This window comes from Streptococcus sp. ELY_90 (assembly GCF_058314475.1).
On sequence record NZ_JBZFUJ010000002.1, the window covers coordinates 61,274 to 78,285 of the forward strand.

Genomic DNA, 17,012 nt, shown 5'->3' on the forward strand with positions numbered 1-17,012 from the left:
ATATGAAAATTGATAAGCGGCACCTGCTGAATTATTCGATACTGCTCCCCTATTTGATTTTGTCGGTTTTGGGGTTGATTATTGTCTATTCAACGACTAGTGCCAACTTGATTCAGAATGGCTTGAATCCCTTTCGCTCGGTTATAAACCAAGGTATTTTTTGGATTATCAGCCTGCTCGCCATTCTTTTTATTTACCGGCTGAAATTAAATTTCTTAAAAAACAGCGGTGTTTTGACCATTGTGATGCTGATAGAAGCCATACTGCTGATTATCGCCCGTTTCTGGACTCAGGAGGTCAACGGAGCACACGGCTGGATCGTTCTGGGGCCCATCAGTTTCCAGCCGGCGGAGTATTTAAAAATTATTATGGTTTGGTTTTTGGCCTTTACCTTTGCCAGACGCCAGCAAACCATTGAAGTTTATGATTATCAGGCCTTGACCAAGCGCAAATGGCTGCCCAAGCAGTTGAGTGATTTGAAAGACTGGCGCTTTTATTCTTTGGTCTTAATCTTTTTGGTGGCAGCGCAGCCGGACTTGGGAAATGCAACCATTATTGTTTTGACAGCTGTCGTGATGTATTCAGTCAGCGGTGTCGGCTACCGGTGGTTTTCGGCTCTGCTGACCGGAATTATTGCCCTGTCGGCCGTTTTTTTGGGCATCATCAATATGGTTGGTGTCAAAACCATGAGTAAGGTTCCTGTTTTTGGTTATGTGGCCAAACGTTTCAGTGCTTTTTTCAATCCCTTTCAGGATGTCACCGACTCAGGACACCAGCTGGCTAATTCCTATTATGCGATGAGCAACGGCGGCTGGCTGGGCCGCGGCTTGGGAAATTCCATTGAGAAACGCGGCTATCTTCCGGAAGCGCAGACAGACTTTGTTTTTTCTATTGTTATCGAGGAACTGGGGCTGATTGGTGCCAGCTTGATTCTGGCTTTGATTTTCTTTTTGATTTTGAGAATTCTTTTGGTCGGTATCAAAGCTAAAAGTTCCTTCAATTCAATGATTGCTCTGGGCGTTGGCGGCATGATGCTCATGCAGGTCTTTGTCAATATCGGCGGTATCTCAGGTCTCATTCCTTCAACGGGGGTTACCTTTCCTTTCCTGTCGCAGGGCGGAAACAGCCTCTTGGTTCTCTCTGTGGCTATCGGCTTTGTTTTAAATATTGATGCCAATGAGAAACGAGAGGAAATTTATCGGGAAGTAGCAGAGGCAGAGCGCAGTACTGATGATGTTTTTGTGGCATCTGAGGAAGAAATCTATCAAGAGCTCTACAATGATTGAACTGCCGGATGAACAATTTAAACAGAGGATTGGATTTGCAATGTGCAAAAACAGGCCAATCCTCTTTATTTTTTGTGCACCATTGAGCAGCGGCAAAAATGTCAAGCCAGAAAAAGAAGGAGCTGCCTGTTTTTACCTGCTAAAGGCTGATTTTAGCTTTTCTCAGAAAAAAAGATAGAGACATCTATATAAAATGCTTGCATTTTCAGTGTAATTTGTTAAAATAATAAGGTAAAGTTAGACTGTATTGCCTACCGTCTATCTATAAAATATATTTTATTGGAGGCTTTTCCCAAAATGGCAAAAGAAAAATACGATCGTAGTAAACCACACGTTAACATTGGTACTATCGGACACGTTGACCATGGTAAAACTACTTTGACAGCTGCAATCACAACCGTTCTTGCACGTCGTCTTCCCAGCGCAGTAAATCAACCTAAAGATTACTCATCAATCGATGCTGCTCCAGAAGAACGCGAACGCGGTATCACAATCAATACTGCACACGTTGAGTACGAAACAGCTAAACGTCACTATGCTCACATCGACGCTCCAGGACACGCGGACTATGTTAAAAACATGATCACTGGTGCCGCTCAAATGGACGGAGCTATCCTTGTAGTAGCTTCAACTGACGGACCAATGCCGCAAACTCGTGAACACATCTTGCTTTCACGCCAAGTTGGTGTTAAATACCTTATCGTCTTCATGAACAAAGTTGACTTGGTTGATGATGAAGAATTGCTTGAATTGGTTGAAATGGAAATCCGTGACCTTCTTTCAGAATACGATTTCCCAGGTGATGACATTCCAGTTATCCAAGGTTCAGCTCTTAAAGCGCTTGAAGGTGACACTGAACAAGAAGATGTTATCATGAAACTTATGGATACTGTTGATGAATACATTCCAGATCCAGAACGTGATACTGATAAACCATTGCTTCTTCCAGTCGAAGACGTATTCTCAATCACTGGACGCGGTACTGTTGCATCAGGACGTATCGACCGTGGTACTGTTAAAGTCAATGATGAAGTTGAAATCGTTGGTATCCGTGACGATATTCAAAAAGCTGTTGTTACTGGTGTTGAAATGTTCCGTAAACAGCTTGATGAAGGTCTTGCCGGTGATAACGTCGGTGTGCTTCTTCGTGGTATCCAACGTGATGAAATCGAACGCGGTCAAGTTCTTGCTAAACCAGGTTCAATTCATCCACATACTAAATTCAAGGGTGAAGTTTACATCCTTACTAAAGAAGAAGGCGGACGTCACACTCCATTCTTCAACAACTACCGTCCACAGTTCTACTTCCGTACAACTGACGTAACTGGTTCAATTGAATTGCCAGCAGGTACTGAAATGGTTATGCCTGGTGATAACGTTACTATCGACGTTGAATTGATCCACCCAATCGCCGTTGAACAAGGTACTACTTTCTCTATCCGTGAAGGTGGACGTACTGTTGGTTCAGGTATCGTTTCAGAAATCGAAGCTTAATCAAAAACAATTAAGTTTTCCCAGATAACAATTTAAGTCAGACAACTTATCTTGTAAAAGAGTCTCGTATGAGACTCTTTTTTTGGTACTCTTGATAGGCAGCAGCAGTCAAAATTTTATTGTCAAGACTTTTGTAAAATACTTTCTTAATCTTTCAATCACCCTGAATTTATGGTAAAATAGACAATGTAAATAAAAAATAGAAGAGGTATGTGAAATGTCACGTAAACCAATTATTGCCGGAAACTGGAAAATGAACAAGACAGCTGCTGAAGCTCGTGAATTTGTTGATGCTGTTAAAAACAATATTCCTTCAAATGAGCTTGTTGATACTGTTGTTGGCTCATCTGCATTGTTCCTTGAAGGGATGAAAAAAGGTGTCAGAGACACTGAATTGCAAGTAGCCGCTCAAAACTGCTACTGGGAAGATTTTGGTGCTTTTACCGGTGAAACAAGCCCTGCAGCTCTTGCAGCTCTCGGTGTTGAATATGTCATCATCGGTCACTCAGAACGCCGTGATTACTTCCATGAAACAGATGAAGAAATCAACAAAAAAGCTCATGCGATCTTCAACCATAACATGACTCCAATCCTTTGCTGCGGTGAGTCTCTCGAAACTTATGAAGCTGGTAAGACAGCTGAATGGATCGAAGGTCAAATTACAGCTGACCTTAAAGATTTGACTGCTGAGCAAGTGTCTAACTTGGTTATCGCTTACGAACCAATCTGGGCTATCGGTACCGGTAAATCTGCTGATGCTAACATTGCTGATGAAATCTGCGGTGTTGTTCGCGCAACTGTTGAAAAACTTTACGGCAAAGAAGTGGCTGAGGCTGTTCGTATCCAATACGGCGGTTCTGTAAAACCCGAAAACGTTGCTGAATACATGGCAAAAGAAAACGTTGACGGTGCTCTTGTCGGCGGTGCATCTCTGCAGGCTGATAGTTTCCTTGCTCTTCTTGACTTTGTGAAATAAGCTGAGCAGCTAACCCAAAATGATAAATTTCTTCTTGTCCTTGAATTTTTAAAATAAGAAGAAGTTCATCTCATATAAAAAACACTGTTGATAAAGATTAACAGTGTTTTTTATTGGAAAATAAAGATAAGTAAAAATCAAAAGGTGTAAAAAACACCCCTAATCAGGGCGTTTCAATCTGAAAATAAGTCTATTTTTCTATACAATATATGTTTTGAAGCTCTGCAAATTTCCATTTAAATATTATTAATTTGCAAGCGAAGGAACTCTGCCTTAACTGAAGCTTTCCGCTGTGATAAAAGTGCCTGAAAGGCTAATGTTTCAGGCACTCGGAAGATTTGAGACCTTAGACTCAAATCTTAGGTATGGAATTTCGAAGAAAGTCGCTACCGTCCGTTAGCACTTAAGGAAAGCTTCAAAAAAGACAAATCTCAGATTATGCGGAAAAAACAGCTTATCGTCGTAAGATTTTTTTGATCGTGTTTAAAATCTTATATTTGAGCGGTTTTGGATAGTAGCGGAAGGTGCCCATCTTGCGGACGATGGAGCCGTTGAAATTCTGCTTAAATCGCAGGACACCGTCAGAACCGTCAAAAATTCCCATAATACCTAAGAGGTTATAGCAGGTTATGCCGCGTTTAAGAGCTTCCAGCATGACATGTTCCTGCAGGAGAGCGGGCGCATAGAATTTATTGAATTCCGGGTAGGAACCTGAGAAAAGGTAGACAGCTTCTTGAGGAGTATAGACAAAGAGGCTGCCGGCTAGAATAACATCTTCATTGCCATACTTTTCAAGAAGTTCCTGAGCTTCTTTTTTGCGGGTTGTGAAGGTGTCAAATTGGCTGGAGAATTCACGCAGCTGATTTTGTTTTTTCTCGGAGTGAGGATTTTTTTCAAGGTCAGCCTTGAGTTTAGTTATTTTGGTTCCTAATTTATCTTGACTTTGCTGAAGGTGGTCAAAGTAGTCTTGAAAATTAAGGCTGGCCACCATGAATTCAGCCTGATCGCCAAAACTGTCATAGAAGTCTTGGTAGTAGCTCAGCTCCTTATCCGTGTATTCACGGCGATCAGAAGTAGCAGAGGTGATGTCTTTAAAGAGGTGCAGCTCCTCACGCTTTAATTTTCGAAGTTTGGTACCGAAAGTCTTGGCTTTTTTGACTAAGGGACGTCCTTTTTTACTAAAGGATTTGAGGAGGGTCTGTTCACTTAGACCTGATAAATCTTTGACATAATGCCAGTTGCCTTCACCGCTGGGATAGCCTGTCTGAAGTCCGTCAAAATGATAGCCAAGGTCAGTCAGCTGTGTGATGAGTTCTTTTTTCTCAGCTTCTGTTGCCTGACCGTTGCTGTCAAAACTTTGATAGGTATCATAGGGCTTGATGAGGAACTCTAAAGCGCCTCTTTCTTTGACATAATCTTTTAAATCTCGGTAAAAATCGCTCAGATGGTCATGAGCAGTGATGACAGGACCGCAGTTAATTTCAAAATAGCGGCCGCCGGTCATGGGCATGCTGTATAAAATAGCAGAGATTTCAATTTCTGCCTGCTCTTTCCAAGCAACATAGTCAATATCATAGCCTCTTTTAGCAAGAAGCTCAGCCATTTCCAAGGTCTGCATGAACGATTTGTGCTGGGCTTTTTGAATATGGTCTGCAAATTCATCTTTTGAAATGCTTTGTAAGGACATCAGTGCTTGCTCCTTCGTTTTTTGCGTATGGTATAAGCAATATTGGCTAATTTATAGAGAGGACTGACCGGTAAATTAAATTCACCGATAAATTCTTCAATTTCCGGTTTGAATTTTGACTTGAAACTGTACAGTCCGCCGGAGAGGTCGTTTTCGATACCGCCCATGTTCTGCCAGTCATTGCCTCTTTCAAAGGCATGCTGGGCAGTTGAAAACCATGTGTAGATAGCTGCCTGATAGCGGCGGAATGTTTCATCCATGCCGGCATAGACATTTTCAGAAGTGCCGCCAAATTCAAGTGACAGAGTGCCGGACAGCGGAACAATATCTTTGCCTGCCTCTAATTGTTCTTGTAAAAAGCTTATCTCATCGGCCAAACGCTCGATTTCTTTTTTGGTATTGTCAATCTTGCCGGGCTTAACCTTATCACCATAATTGGCTAAGGTCTGTTCAGCCTTTTTCTTTTGCTCTTCCAAAGTCTTCAGCCGCTCTGTTAAATCCAGTGTTGCTAAGGTAATGTAAGACTGGTTAGGATAAGTATCCAAAAGCTTTTTGTAGTAGTCAATTCCTCTGAGATGGATACTTTTACGGTCTTCGGTTTTTTTCATCAAAATGGCAAAATCTTCTAAAAGGTCGTAGTCGCCGAATTGGATGGCAACCCCTTTATTTTTGGCCGTGCGAATAGACTGACGGATTTTTTTGGACAGGTTGGCTTCAGCAAAATCTTTGCCATAGATATTGGCCTGAAAGCGCGGTTGAATGGTTTCACTCATATCAGCTGTCTGTCCCAGCCACTCACAGCCCAGTTTTTCAAGGCTTTTGATAATGCCCTGAGCCTTGGGGTTAGGAACTGCTTCCTCGTCAACTTGATGATGGCTGAGCAAAATAAAGGGATCAAATTTGATGAAAAGGGCGCGCTGAGTTTTGGCGTATTTTTGCAGGGAGCTTAATACAAAGCTCAGCAATGCCGTGTCCTCATAGTCCATAATCGGTCCGCGGGGGATGTAAAGCATGGACATGCCCATGGGCAAAGGCTTGATGAGGATAGCAGCAGCAGCCAGCAGCTTTCCGTCTTCGTAAAAACCGATGCGTTCGCTTTTCCAGTTATCTTTCACATGAGCCCAGCTGGCACTTTGCAGGAGGTTTGTCTGCTGACTCTCCTGAACAAAGCGGTCGTGTTCTTCAGCCGAGATACCGATTTTATAAGTGTACATTAGTTTAAGACCCACTCTCTAAGGGCGTAGGCAACGCCGCTTTCGTCATTTGATTTGGTGATGTATTTTGCGATCTTTTTAAGTTCAGGGATACCATTTTCCATGACAACAGGATTGCCTACTGCTTCAAGCATGGTACGGTCATTTTCTTCATCGCCGATTGCCATGGTTTCATCTTTGCTGAGTCCCAGTTTTTGTGCTAAATTAGCGACTGCAGTTCCCTTGCTGACCTTTTTATTCATAAATTCTAAGTAAAAAGGACGTGATTTAACGATGGTAAAATCCTGATAAAAACTGGCCGGTATCTTGGCAATCGCTGCGGCCAGGACATCCGGTTCATCAATCATCATGATTTTGACGATTTCCTTGTCAGCCATTTCTTCGGGAGTGCGGTAGTAGAGCGGCATATTGACAAGGCTGGCTTCGTGAACCGTAAACTTGCCGATATTGCGGTTGGCCGTATAGATGCCTTCTTTAGTGATAGCATGCATGTGTACGCCCAATTTACGGCTGAGCAGCTCAATATCAAGATAGTCCTCATAAGCTAAAGGTTCTTTAACAAGAACGTCTCCTGTAGCCGTATCCTGCACCAGACCGCCGTTAAAAGTGATGACATAATCGCCTTGGTTTCTGAGGTTGAGTTCTTCTAAGAGGCCAGTGACGCCGGCGATGGGACGTCCGGTAGCGATAACAATTTTGACCCCTTTTTTCTTAGCGTCCTGAATGGCTGAAAAGACATCCGGCGTTACTTCTTGTTTATTGTTGAGCAGTGTGCCGTCAATATCAACAGCAACTAATTTAATTGACATAAGTTTTCCTAATTTCTAAATACAGTTTTCTACAAACTATCTTACTAAAAATCACGCTGTTTGTCATGCTGACGGAAAGAATTTATCCTAAGCGCGCCTGAAAGAGTGTCATCCGGCTTAATCAGCTTACACAGACAGCAAAGAGCACAGTGAGAATTTCCGTTTAATTTGAGCTGTCAGGTATGGTCAGATGCTTGTTTTTGATATAGCCCGCAAAGGTTTCCTTAGCTTCAGCAAACAAATCATCTTTAATCAGCATCTCTTTTGGGAAATAGAAGCGCCGATCGCCGTGTATTGTCCCCGACAGGGTACGAACAAGCGGAGACAGTGTCGACAGTTCGGCAATGGATCCGTCTTCCTGCAGCATTTCAATTTGTGTCCGTGGATTTTTGACATCCGGCTTGTAAACATCATAAGGCAGATCAAAATTAAGATGGACCGCTGTGTAGTAATCGGGGTCAAAACCAAGTGAGGAAACAATCTCTCTTAGTTTATCCAGTTCAGACAGCTTGTCCTCATCAAAAGTAATGGATTTGAAAACCTTGCGATTAACAAAGCGGCCGGCCAGATCGGCCAGGATCTTATCACCGCTGTTCATCCAGGTCTGAAAATAGGTGTTCATAACGCCGTCATCCAAACTGAGATAGTCCTCCAAAGTAACAGCATTTTCAAAAAAAGGAACGAGATGAGGCGATGTGATGGCAAAGAATTCTTTTTCTCCCGGATAGAGATATTTAGCGCGCTTGAGGAGATTTTGCAGCAGCACTTCCATAGCTCGGCTGGCCGGATGAAAGTAAACCTGCATATACATCTGGTAACGGCTGATGATGTAATCTTCAACAGCGTGCATGCCGTCTCTGGAAAAGGCAATACCATTTTCCATCGGGCGGATAACCCGCAGAATTCGGGTCAAATCAAAGGCACCGTAACTGGCACCGGTAAAATAAGAATCCCGCAGCAAATAGTCCATTCGGTCAACATCAATTTGACTGGAAATCAGCTGCTCGACCTGTTTATTGGGATAGGTATGATTGATAACACTGGCCACCTTATCAGGAAAATCAAAGGAAACACTCCGCAGGATACGGTTGATTTCTGTTTCCGGACTCAATATGATTTGCTGGGTAATGGCTTCGTGATCGGTATCGAAAAGTCTTTCAAAGGTATGCGAATAAGCTCCGTGACCGATATCATGAAGAAGAGCAGCGGTCATAGTCAAGAGCGATTCATCCTTATTCCAGGTTTCAGGATATTTCTTGTCAAAAATATTCGTGACGCGTCTGGCCAGATAATAAACTCCCAGACAATGCGAAAAACGGCTGTGTTCGGCACCGTGGAAAGTAAAGCTGGAAGAACCGAGCTGTTTGATGCGGCGCAGCCGTTGAAATTCTTTGCTGTTGATGAGATCATAAATGACTTCGTTTTCAACAGGAATATAATTATGAACAGGATCGCGAAATACTTTTTCATTCATACTTCCATTATAACAAAAATTGTTTAGAATGCCTGTTTTCTGGGTATCAGCAATAGAAAAAATTTCTTTTTGTATTTACGGATTTCTCAATTTGCATTATAATGAATGAATGACGAATAATTTAATACTCCATGTCATTCAGCTGCTCTTATTTACCCTGATTATCGGGATTATGGGAACTATTTTATTACATGCTAAAAAACATCGGATTAATTTAAAAGAAAAATTTTTAACAGGTTTTTGGATTGGTTATCTGACTGATCTGCTTGATACTTTGGGAATCGGCACTTTTGCAACAACGACAACTTTGTTTAAGGCAACAAAGTTAGTTGAGGATGACCGCCAAATACCAGCCACCATGTCAACGGCCCATGTAATTCCTGTCTTGGTAGAGGCGCTTTGTTTTGTAACGATTGTCAAGGTCGATATTACAACGTTGGTCTGTATGGCCGCAGCTTCTTTTACCGGCGCCTTTGTTGGCAGCCGCATTACTAAAAACTGGAATACCCGACAGGTACAGCGTGTGCTGGGGATTCTGCTGATTATTGCGGCTTTGGTGATGGTCTACCGGATGCTGACTAATCCGGGAGCCGGTATCTCATCTGATGTGCGCGGTTTAACAGGTATCTGGCTTCTGGTGGGGATTATCTTTGACTTTGTCATCGGTATGCTGATGACTATGGGTCTTGGTAATTATGCGCCCGAGCTGATTTTCTTTTCGTTAATGGGAATTAACCCTTCCATTGCTCTGCCGGTTATGATGCTGGATGCGGCAATGATTCTGACTGCCAGTTCCTTAGAATTTATCAAGTCTGATCGCGTGCATTGGCCGGGGACGCTGGGAATTATTATAGGCGGAGTTCTCGGCGTTTTGACAGCAGCCTTTTTCCTTAGCAGCCTAGATATTAATAATCTTAAGATTCTAGTTATTTTCATTGCCCTTTTTACCGGAGGAACCCTATTGCGCTCTTCCATTATCAAAAGATAAGCGGGCAAAGAAGCAGTGAAAGAAAGTCAAATGATAGGAGACAGTATGCAGCTTCATTTACGAAATGAGATTGATTTGGACGGTGACATTGAAATCATTGAAGAGTCTTATCCTGTTGATGTGACAGAAAAAAACGGCTTTCATTACCTGATATTTGTCAATGAAGAAGACGAGAAAGTCATTATCAAGTGCAGCCATGAAGAACTTGTCATGACCCGTTTTTCAACTCCCAAAACCATCATGCGATTTCACAAGAATCAACGGGCCTTAGTCAGCCTGCCTACCCCTGCAGGCCTTCAGCACTTTGTCACAGAAACCAGCTTATTTAGAATGGACCAAACTCAGCAGTCTATCCGGATTGACTATGTATTGAAAGCTCCAGATCCAGAGTCACAGACCGTCTTTGCAGACTATCACTTAGAATTGAAATGGTCATAGGAAATGATAATAACTTATTGTAAAGTGAAATACTGTTTTTAAAATATAAGCCTGCAAATTTTCTTATAAAGCTTGATGGGCAACAAACAGACTAAACAATTATATAAAAATGAAAAAAACGAATGATAGCAACCTGCAGTGGCCTTAGTTGCAGAACTCATTCGTTTTTTTGATTCTATTTTGTATTATTCAGAAAGAAATATCGCTACTTCAGTTACTCAGCTATAAGATGCTGACTGAAAATAATTTAAAGATCTAGGAAGGTCAGAGAGGCATTGATTTCATTTTAGAGAGAATCCCTCATTCATATCATGATGTAATAAAGTTAAGGACATTAGGAATGCAAAAACGTTTCAAAAAGGAACTAAAAACAAAGAATGGAATAAATGACTGAACTTTATTTTATAATGTTTCATTTTGTTTCGTATTTCCTTGCAAAAATCTTCTAAACTGCTACCAAAATAGTATAATTATGGTTGTCAAAAACAAGAAATCCCCTTTTGGGGTAAAGGAGAGTTACACATGAACAATATTGAGCTAAAAGGAATCATTACTCCTATTTTAACTCCAATGCGAGATGACGAGTCGGTAAATTTAGATGAACTGCGAAATCAAATTGAACGTCTCATTGAAGGAGGTGTGCACGGCATTTTTCCGTTTGGAACAAATGGAGAAGGATACATTTTAAGCTATGAAGAAAAGATCGAAGTTCTGAAAACGACTATTGAACAAGTTAAAGGAAGAGTTCCTGTTTATGCTGGTACAGGATGTATCTCTACTAAAGAAACAATCCAGTTAAGTAAAGCCGCACAGGAATTGGGAGCAGATGTTTTATCTATTATCACACCAAGTTTTGCTCTTGCTTCACAAAAGGAACTGTATGATCACTATATAGCGGTTGCAAAAGAAGTTGACTTACCAATTGTTTTATATAACATTCCAGCGAGGACAGGGAATAAACTCCTGCCTGAAACAGTTGAAAAATTGGCACGAGATGTTGATAATATCATTGGTGCAAAGGATTCAAGCGGTGATTGGGAGAATCTCAAAGAATATATCCACAGGACGAAAAATTTAGATAAAAAGTTCTTTGTGCTATCTGGAAATGATGCTTTGATTTTGCCAGCTTTAAAAGAAGGCGGAACAGGAGGAATTGCAGGCTGTTCAAATGTCTATCCTCATGTTCTTTCATCAATTTACAATCTTTTCCAAGAAGGGAAACTTGAAGAAGCTCAACAAGCTCAGGACTCTATTGCTGATTTTAGAGCTGTTTTCAAATATGGAAATCCAAATACGGTAGTAAAAACAGCTGTAAAATTATTAGGTTATCCTGTTGGCGACTGCCGCCGTCCATTCAATTATTTACCCGAAGAAGGAATAGCTGCTTTGAAGACTGTTTTAGCAGCTAATAAAGAAAAAGGAATGAATTAATCCAAGAGTAAATAAAGGAGGATAATTATGACAAGTCAGATGATTATTGTGTTAGCAATTACTGTCTTTATGATTATTTTAATTATGAGAGACAAATTGCCTTTTGGAGCTCCGCCGCTTATCGCTTTGCTTCTTTTGGTTGTGACAGGGATAACTGATATTAAGGGGGCTTTTGCAGGATTTGCCAATTCAACAATCATGATGCTTGCTGCTTTTATGGCCATCATTGCTGCCTTACAGAAGACGAGTTTTATTACTAAATTTAAAGCAGCGATGTTTAATATGGCTAAAAAGGGTGGCTATAAAGCTTACATCTTATTGATTGTCATTGTCATGCTGGGAACAAGTTTGTTTGGTACAGGTTCTACAGCTTATTATGTTTTAGTCATTGGGCTCTTATCTGCTTTGCCTGAAAATAAGGCACTTGCACCATCTAAGGTTTTAATGCCCGCCGGCTTTGCTGCTAATCACCCTTTGATTCCATTTAATACAGCCTTACAGTATGGAATTACTGTTGCTGTACTGCATGCTGCCGGAGCAGCTACTAACGTTAATCTGGTGAAATTTTCAATTGTTAATCTCTTCTTATCTTTAGGATTCCTTGTTTGGTCAATTCTGGCTTATAATTTTTTACCAGAGCATCCAATTTCTAAAGGTCCTTCCGATGATGAAACAGATCAAAAAGAAGAAACGCATCTTACTAAAAAACAAGAAATAGTAACTTATTTGTCTTTTGCACTTGCTGTAATTGGGATGGTTTCACAAAGTTATGTCGGTGATGCCGGGTATGCTTTGACAGGTATTGCGGTTATCCCAATTTTCTTAGTAGGTGTTCTGGATTTTACAGAAATAAGAGATGCGATCAGCGCACCAATCATTATCATGTCAGCAGGGGTTATTGGTGTGGCAGATGCTTTAGGGGGAACCGGTCTCACAGAATTGGTTGGTAAATCTGTAGCTGGCATGCTAGGTTCTAACATCAATCCGTTCTTATTGATATTTGCATTCTGTATTTTAACAAGTTTGTTGGCCACTTTGACTGGATCCACAATTGGCACTGTGTATGTTTTTGCTCCATTGGCAATTGCAACTTGTTTAAAACTTGGATTTGATCCAACTGCAGCGGCAACAGCCATTGTTATTTCTGGCTGGTGCGGTCATTTCTTACCTGTAGATGGAATGCCGGCTCTGATTATGGGGACAGGAAAGTACACGATGATTGAATTTTGGAAATTTACTATTCCTCAGTACTTTATCCGTTTATTGGCACTTACAGCAGGAGCTTTGCTTTTGTTTCCGGTTTAATATTTTCGAGGTTTCATTATGAAAAATACATTTGAATTGGCCCACATTGGGATTAACACAGAATCTGAAGAACAAGCATTAGAACTAGCTAAATTGTTAAGTTTAATGTTTAATTTAGGACCTAGACATGGGATGAAGTCAGAATTTGCAGGCAGTTATTTTGAATGTCTTAAAAGTCCATATCTAGGACAAAACGGTCATATTGCCATGACTACTGCAGATGTAGAATCTGCTGTTGAAGAATTAAAAGAAAAAGGTTTTAATTTTTTAGATGATACGATTCAGTTAACTGAAGATGGAAAATTAAAAAATATTTATATTGATGGTGAATTTGGCGGATTTGCTATCCATATTTTAAAAAAATAAGATGCATTGCAAAAAGGTTTTGGGGCTAACCCAAAACCTCAGACTGAAGACAAAGCTCTTAGAATTGAATTTCTAAGAGCTTTTTGCTCTGTTTAGGAGTATACTAAAAGAAAACAGTTTGTGAGGTAAGGCCATGTTTCACAAAGAAAAGCCAGATTATAACCGTCATCAATACGGGTTCTATACGCTTGACCAGCTTGTTCCTGAGGATCACTTTCTGCGTCAGATTGAGGCCGTGATTGATTTTGACTTCATCTATGACTTAGTTGAGGAGACTTACTCTTGTGATAATGGGCGTCCGAGTTTAGACCCTGTGATGCTCATCAAAATCCCTCTCATTCAATGTTTCTATGGCATTCGCTCCATGCGTCAGACCATCAAGGAAATTGAAGTCAATACTGCTTACCGTTGGTTTCTGGGGTTGACTTTGGACGATAAGGTTCCTCATTTCACCACCTATGGTAAGAATTACAGTCGGCGTTTCCAAGACAAACAGGTCATTACTGAAATTTTTAATCAGGTGCTGCATCAAGCTCTGATGGCTGGTTTGATTGACCCCAATGAGATTTTCGTGGACGGCACTCACGTCAAAGCCGCTGCTAATAATCACAAGTATCGCACGGAAATGGTGAAACAACAGGCTAAATTTATGAGTGACCAGCTGGAACTTGAGATTGATTTGGACAGGAAAAAGCACGTAAAAAAGTCGCTAAAGCCCGCCGCAAAAAGCGAGGCTAAAGAAAAGAAAGTCTCAACGACTGACCCGGAGAGCGGCTGGTTTCATAAAGGTGAGCATAAAGAAGTTTTTGCCTATAATGCTCAGGTTGCCTGCGACAAACATGGCTGGGCCTTAGCTTATAGTGTAGAAGCAGGGAATGTTCATGATAGCCAGGCTTTTCCTGCGCTGTTTGCCAAGATTGAGCCCTTCCAGCCTAGCTTTATCATTGCCGATTCAGGTTACAAGACGCCAAGTATTGCCAAATTTCTTTTAGAAAAGAACATCACCCCTGTTTTTCCTTACACCAGACCGAAAGGAAAGAAAGGGCTGTTACAGCCTAAGGATTTTGTTTACGATGCGTATTATGATTGTTACCTTTGCCCCGAAAATCAGACGTTAGAATATAGTACAACGACTCGTGAGGGCTATCGGGAGTATAAGAGTAAGGCCAAGATTTGTGCCGCTTGTCCTTTATTAGGGAGCTGCACAGAGAGTCAGAAGCATCAAAAAATCGTCACGAGACATCTTTGGAAAGAGGATATGGAGATTTGTGAGGACATTCGCTATCAAAGAGGGATGAGGGAACGTTACCAACATCGAAAAGAAACCATTGAACGCCTCTTTGGGACAGCTAAAGAATATCACAATCTCAGATATACGAGAGAGATTGGCAAGTCCAAAATGGAGGATAAGGTTGGGCTGATTTTAGCGTGTTTAAATCTCAAAAAGTTAGTAAAAATGATGGCAGGAAAGCCTTTTTATTTTGGTCAAATTCAAGTAAATGCCTTAGTTATTGTCACCTCAGGACATACTTTCTGGAGAATTTTAAAAAAAGACAAACCTCCAAAAAGAAGTTTGTCTTCGGTCTGAGGTTTTGGGGCTAACCCAAAACCTTTATTTCATTTTGAGATAACGCCAAAGCGTTGTTCTGCTGATACCCAATTGCTTTGCGGTTTTTGTTTGATTTCCCTTATTATATTCAAGAACAGTGCGTACAATATCTTGACTGTAATCAAAGAGAGTTTTTTCTTCGATAATTACCGGTTCAGACTTTTTTGAATGGTTTGTGGAAGTTAGCTGCAGATGATTTTGATGTTTGCGTTCCTCAGATAGAACCTCTATTACCTCATTCTCTAAAATATAATAAGAATTCGCAGACAGTATTAACTTTTTAATAACCCTTTCTAGCTGATAAAAATTACCAGTCCATTGAAATTCTTGAAGAGTATGCATTGCCTGAGGTTCAAAGCCGATAACCTGTGTATGACACTCAATATTGGCTTTATTAAGCAGGAGAGTAATAATACTTGCTAATTCTGTACGGCGTTCAGATAATGAAGAGGAGTACAGGCTGGCACAGTCAAGTTCTTGCATGATTTCTTTAAAAATCAGCTTGTCGGGATCGGCTTTTTTTGTTGTGTATGTGAATATAACGTTTTGTCTTTGCAATAAGTTGCTGCTTTTTATAAGTTCTAAAAGTTTGCGTAAATCCTCCAGAGACAGCTGTTCACAATGTTGGAAGAGGAGAGTGTTGCCAGAGTAAAGCAAAGGACTGTTACTGGTGTGGCTAAGGTATTTCCAAAGACGCTCACCAAATAATTTACAATTTATACTGATAAGATTTGCCGTATGATATTGAAATTTCAAAAAGCAAGAATAGGCTAGGCTTGTTTTTGTTGTTCCTTCTTCTCCAAAAATTATCATAGCATTGTAATGTTTTAGGAGCTGGGACATGAGAACTAGGTTTTTTTCTTGAATAAAAGAAGAAAAAAGCAGTTTTTGCGATATCGTATCTTCAATTACTGAACGACTGTTAAATGTAACACCGAATTGCTGGTGAATTAGAGGGGGTGTTACCATTTTTAGTTCACAATGATAATAACGTTGATCATTAAGGGTTAAGACATTGCTCCGAACCTGATATGTTTGTCCTTTGTGTGTATGGTAGAGCTGTCGATTATCCAGGTGCTTTTGTTTTTTTAGAAAACGGATTAAAGTATGGGTAAGTTTTTCTGAGAGATTAGACGAGATGGGATTGAAGTCTTTGTCCAAGACCAGTGTTGCCAGCGCTTGCTTTGAGAGTACCTCTTGAAGTAAATTTCGCTGAGTTTCTATTTTTTGAATATATTTGGTGAATGTTATAGCCTGTTTATAAGCAGTTTTGATACTTTCTAATCCAGAAGTAATTAAAATTGTGTTCAATGAAAGTCTAAGAGCTGTATGATTAGTGATTGCATCACAAAGAACCAATTCACAGCCTTCTTGCTTAAGTTGTATTAGAATATCAGCGGTCTGTTCAGGCTGGTCAATTGTGATTATTTTGATATTATATTGCAGGACATTGCAGATAAGATGAGCATTTTTTGTAATGCTTTCATATCCGACAATCGCGATGTTTTGACTGTAATTGTAAGCTAATTTGATACTGCTCAAAATATCATAAACAGAAATTGAAACGTCGATTACCGGTATATTAACAGCATCTTGAATAAGGTGAGCTGTACCTCCGCGAGAAATGATAGCATCATAATCATTATGAGCTAATTTTATAGCTAAGTCTCTCCCTTCTTGTAAGTTTGCATTAAACACATCTATGGATAATGAATCAAATTGTTGGGCAACCAGATTCATAGAGTGATTCAGTTCCTCATAGGGAGCAATACCAAGTAAGCGAATAGGTCTCATAACAGCCTCCTGTTTCATTTATAAACCATTATATAAATATTTCTAAAAAAATTCAATATTCTTTGTGATGATTCAAAAAAAGACAATTATTTTTTTTGAAACCTAGTATTTTTTCCTGACAAAGTATAAACTAGGACTATA

The 17,012-nt window shown here is 40.4% G+C and carries 15 protein-coding genes; 10 read left to right on the forward strand and 5 right to left on the reverse strand.

All coding sequences use genetic code 11. The annotated features are described in order from the left end of the window. Positions 1-2 precede the first annotated feature (2 nt). The 4 genes from ftsW to tpiA all read left to right on the forward strand — a co-directional run bounded on the left by ftsW (position 3) and on the right by tpiA (position 3,756). A complete protein-coding gene (gene ftsW / locus AC4HAF_RS01925) occupies positions 3-1,286 on the forward strand; it encodes a cell division peptidoglycan polymerase FtsW (protein ID WP_491096444.1) in 1,284 nt (427 codons plus the stop codon). Then, complete coding sequence (locus AC4HAF_RS01930) at positions 1,279-1,464, forward strand: hypothetical protein (RefSeq protein ID WP_491096445.1); 186 nt, start codon at positions 1,279-1,281, stop codon at positions 1,462-1,464. Before ftsW ends, AC4HAF_RS01930 begins: the two co-directional genes overlap by 8 nt. A 119-nt stretch (positions 1,465-1,583) precedes the next feature. Beyond that, positions 1,584-2,780: an elongation factor Tu gene (gene tuf / locus AC4HAF_RS01935; RefSeq protein WP_491096446.1), complete on the forward strand. Its 1,197-nt coding sequence runs from the start codon at positions 1,584-1,586 to the stop codon at positions 2,778-2,780. 217 nt (positions 2,781-2,997) lie between these two features. Next, a complete protein-coding gene (gene tpiA / locus AC4HAF_RS01940; protein ID WP_491096447.1) occupies positions 2,998-3,756 on the forward strand; it encodes a triose-phosphate isomerase in 759 nt (252 codons plus the stop codon). 454 nt (positions 3,757-4,210) lie between these two features. On the opposite strand, the gene AC4HAF_RS01945 is transcribed toward tpiA, so the two are convergent. The 4 genes from AC4HAF_RS01945 to AC4HAF_RS01960 form a co-directional block, all read right to left on the reverse strand. Next, the gene (locus tag AC4HAF_RS01945) at positions 4,211-5,443 is read right to left on the reverse strand and encodes an aminoacyltransferase (protein ID WP_491096448.1); all 1,233 of its coding nucleotides are present in this window, start codon (positions 5,441-5,443) and stop codon (positions 4,211-4,213) included. After that, a complete protein-coding gene (locus AC4HAF_RS01950; RefSeq protein WP_491096449.1) occupies positions 5,443-6,657 on the reverse strand; it encodes an aminoacyltransferase in 1,215 nt (404 codons plus the stop codon). The genes AC4HAF_RS01945 and AC4HAF_RS01950 overlap by 1 nt, the downstream gene beginning before the upstream one ends. Then, a complete protein-coding gene (gene yidA / locus AC4HAF_RS01955) occupies positions 6,657-7,466 on the reverse strand; it encodes a sugar-phosphatase (protein ID WP_491096450.1) in 810 nt (269 codons plus the stop codon). The genes AC4HAF_RS01950 and yidA overlap by 1 nt, the downstream gene beginning before the upstream one ends. A 163-nt stretch (positions 7,467-7,629) precedes the next feature. After that, complete coding sequence (locus AC4HAF_RS01960; RefSeq protein ID WP_491096451.1) at positions 7,630-8,940, reverse strand: HD domain-containing protein; 1,311 nt, start codon at positions 8,938-8,940, stop codon at positions 7,630-7,632. A 109-nt stretch (positions 8,941-9,049) separates the two neighbouring features. On the opposite strand from AC4HAF_RS01960, the gene AC4HAF_RS01965 reads away from it, so the two are divergent. The 6 genes from AC4HAF_RS01965 to AC4HAF_RS01990 all read left to right on the forward strand — a co-directional run bounded on the left by AC4HAF_RS01965 (position 9,050) and on the right by AC4HAF_RS01990 (position 15,056). Next, positions 9,050-9,928, forward strand: coding sequence for a TSUP family transporter (locus AC4HAF_RS01965; RefSeq protein ID WP_491096452.1), 879 nt, complete (start codon positions 9,050-9,052; stop codon positions 9,926-9,928). A gap of 45 nt (positions 9,929-9,973) precedes the next feature. After that, positions 9,974-10,366, forward strand: coding sequence for a YwiB family protein (locus AC4HAF_RS01970; RefSeq protein WP_491096453.1), 393 nt, complete (start codon positions 9,974-9,976; stop codon positions 10,364-10,366). Positions 10,367-10,888: 522 nt separating this feature from the next. Beyond that, on the forward strand, positions 10,889-11,797 hold the full coding sequence (gene dapA, locus AC4HAF_RS01975) for a 4-hydroxy-tetrahydrodipicolinate synthase (protein ID WP_491090891.1): 909 nt from the start codon (positions 10,889-10,891) through the stop codon (positions 11,795-11,797). 27 nt (positions 11,798-11,824) lie between these two features. After that, on the forward strand, positions 11,825-13,102 hold the full coding sequence (locus tag AC4HAF_RS01980; protein ID WP_491096454.1) for an SLC13 family permease: 1,278 nt from the start codon (positions 11,825-11,827) through the stop codon (positions 13,100-13,102). 18 nt (positions 13,103-13,120) lie between these two features. After that, positions 13,121-13,468: a 2-dehydro-3-deoxyphosphogluconate aldolase gene (locus tag AC4HAF_RS01985; protein WP_491096455.1), complete on the forward strand. Its 348-nt coding sequence runs from the start codon at positions 13,121-13,123 to the stop codon at positions 13,466-13,468. A gap of 133 nt (positions 13,469-13,601) precedes the next feature. Continuing rightward, on the forward strand, positions 13,602-15,056 hold the full coding sequence (locus AC4HAF_RS01990; protein ID WP_491096456.1) for an IS1182 family transposase: 1,455 nt from the start codon (positions 13,602-13,604) through the stop codon (positions 15,054-15,056). A 24-nt stretch (positions 15,057-15,080) separates the two neighbouring features. Here AC4HAF_RS01990 and AC4HAF_RS01995 read toward each other — a convergent pair whose 3' ends face one another. Continuing rightward, a complete protein-coding gene (locus tag AC4HAF_RS01995) occupies positions 15,081-16,871 on the reverse strand; it encodes a PrpR N-terminal domain-containing protein (RefSeq protein WP_491096457.1) in 1,791 nt (596 codons plus the stop codon). Between the last annotated feature and the right edge of the window lie 141 nt (positions 16,872-17,012).

What these genes read in the sequence shown, in the direction of transcription:
- AC4HAF_RS01945 (WP_491096448.1), bottom strand. Translation starts at nt 5,443, where the DNA reads ATGTCCTTACAAAGCATTTCAAAAGATGAATTTGCAGACCATATTCAA.
- AC4HAF_RS01970 (WP_491096453.1), top strand. Translation starts at nt 9,974, where the DNA reads ATGCAGCTTCATTTACGAAATGAGATTGATTTGGACGGTGACATTGAA.
- yidA (WP_491096450.1), bottom strand. Translation starts at nt 7,466, where the DNA reads ATGTCAATTAAATTAGTTGCTGTTGATATTGACGGCACACTGCTCAAC.
- dapA (WP_491090891.1), top strand. Translation starts at nt 10,889, where the DNA reads ATGAACAATATTGAGCTAAAAGGAATCATTACTCCTATTTTAACTCCA.
- AC4HAF_RS01950 (WP_491096449.1), bottom strand. Translation starts at nt 6,657, where the DNA reads ATGTACACTTATAAAATCGGTATCTCGGCTGAAGAACACGACCGCTTT.
- tuf (WP_491096446.1), top strand. Translation starts at nt 1,584, where the DNA reads ATGGCAAAAGAAAAATACGATCGTAGTAAACCACACGTTAACATTGGT.
- AC4HAF_RS01980 (WP_491096454.1), top strand. Translation starts at nt 11,825, where the DNA reads ATGACAAGTCAGATGATTATTGTGTTAGCAATTACTGTCTTTATGATT.
- tpiA (WP_491096447.1), top strand. Translation starts at nt 2,998, where the DNA reads ATGTCACGTAAACCAATTATTGCCGGAAACTGGAAAATGAACAAGACA.
- ftsW (WP_491096444.1), top strand. Translation starts at nt 3, where the DNA reads ATGAAAATTGATAAGCGGCACCTGCTGAATTATTCGATACTGCTCCCC.
- AC4HAF_RS01990 (WP_491096456.1), top strand. Translation starts at nt 13,602, where the DNA reads ATGTTTCACAAAGAAAAGCCAGATTATAACCGTCATCAATACGGGTTC.
- AC4HAF_RS01985 (WP_491096455.1), top strand. Translation starts at nt 13,121, where the DNA reads ATGAAAAATACATTTGAATTGGCCCACATTGGGATTAACACAGAATCT.
- AC4HAF_RS01995 (WP_491096457.1), bottom strand. Translation starts at nt 16,871, where the DNA reads ATGAGACCTATTCGCTTACTTGGTATTGCTCCCTATGAGGAACTGAAT.
- AC4HAF_RS01930 (WP_491096445.1), top strand. Translation starts at nt 1,279, where the DNA reads ATGATTGAACTGCCGGATGAACAATTTAAACAGAGGATTGGATTTGCA.
- AC4HAF_RS01960 (WP_491096451.1), bottom strand. Translation starts at nt 8,940, where the DNA reads ATGAATGAAAAAGTATTTCGCGATCCTGTTCATAATTATATTCCTGTT.
- AC4HAF_RS01965 (WP_491096452.1), top strand. Translation starts at nt 9,050, where the DNA reads ATGACGAATAATTTAATACTCCATGTCATTCAGCTGCTCTTATTTACC.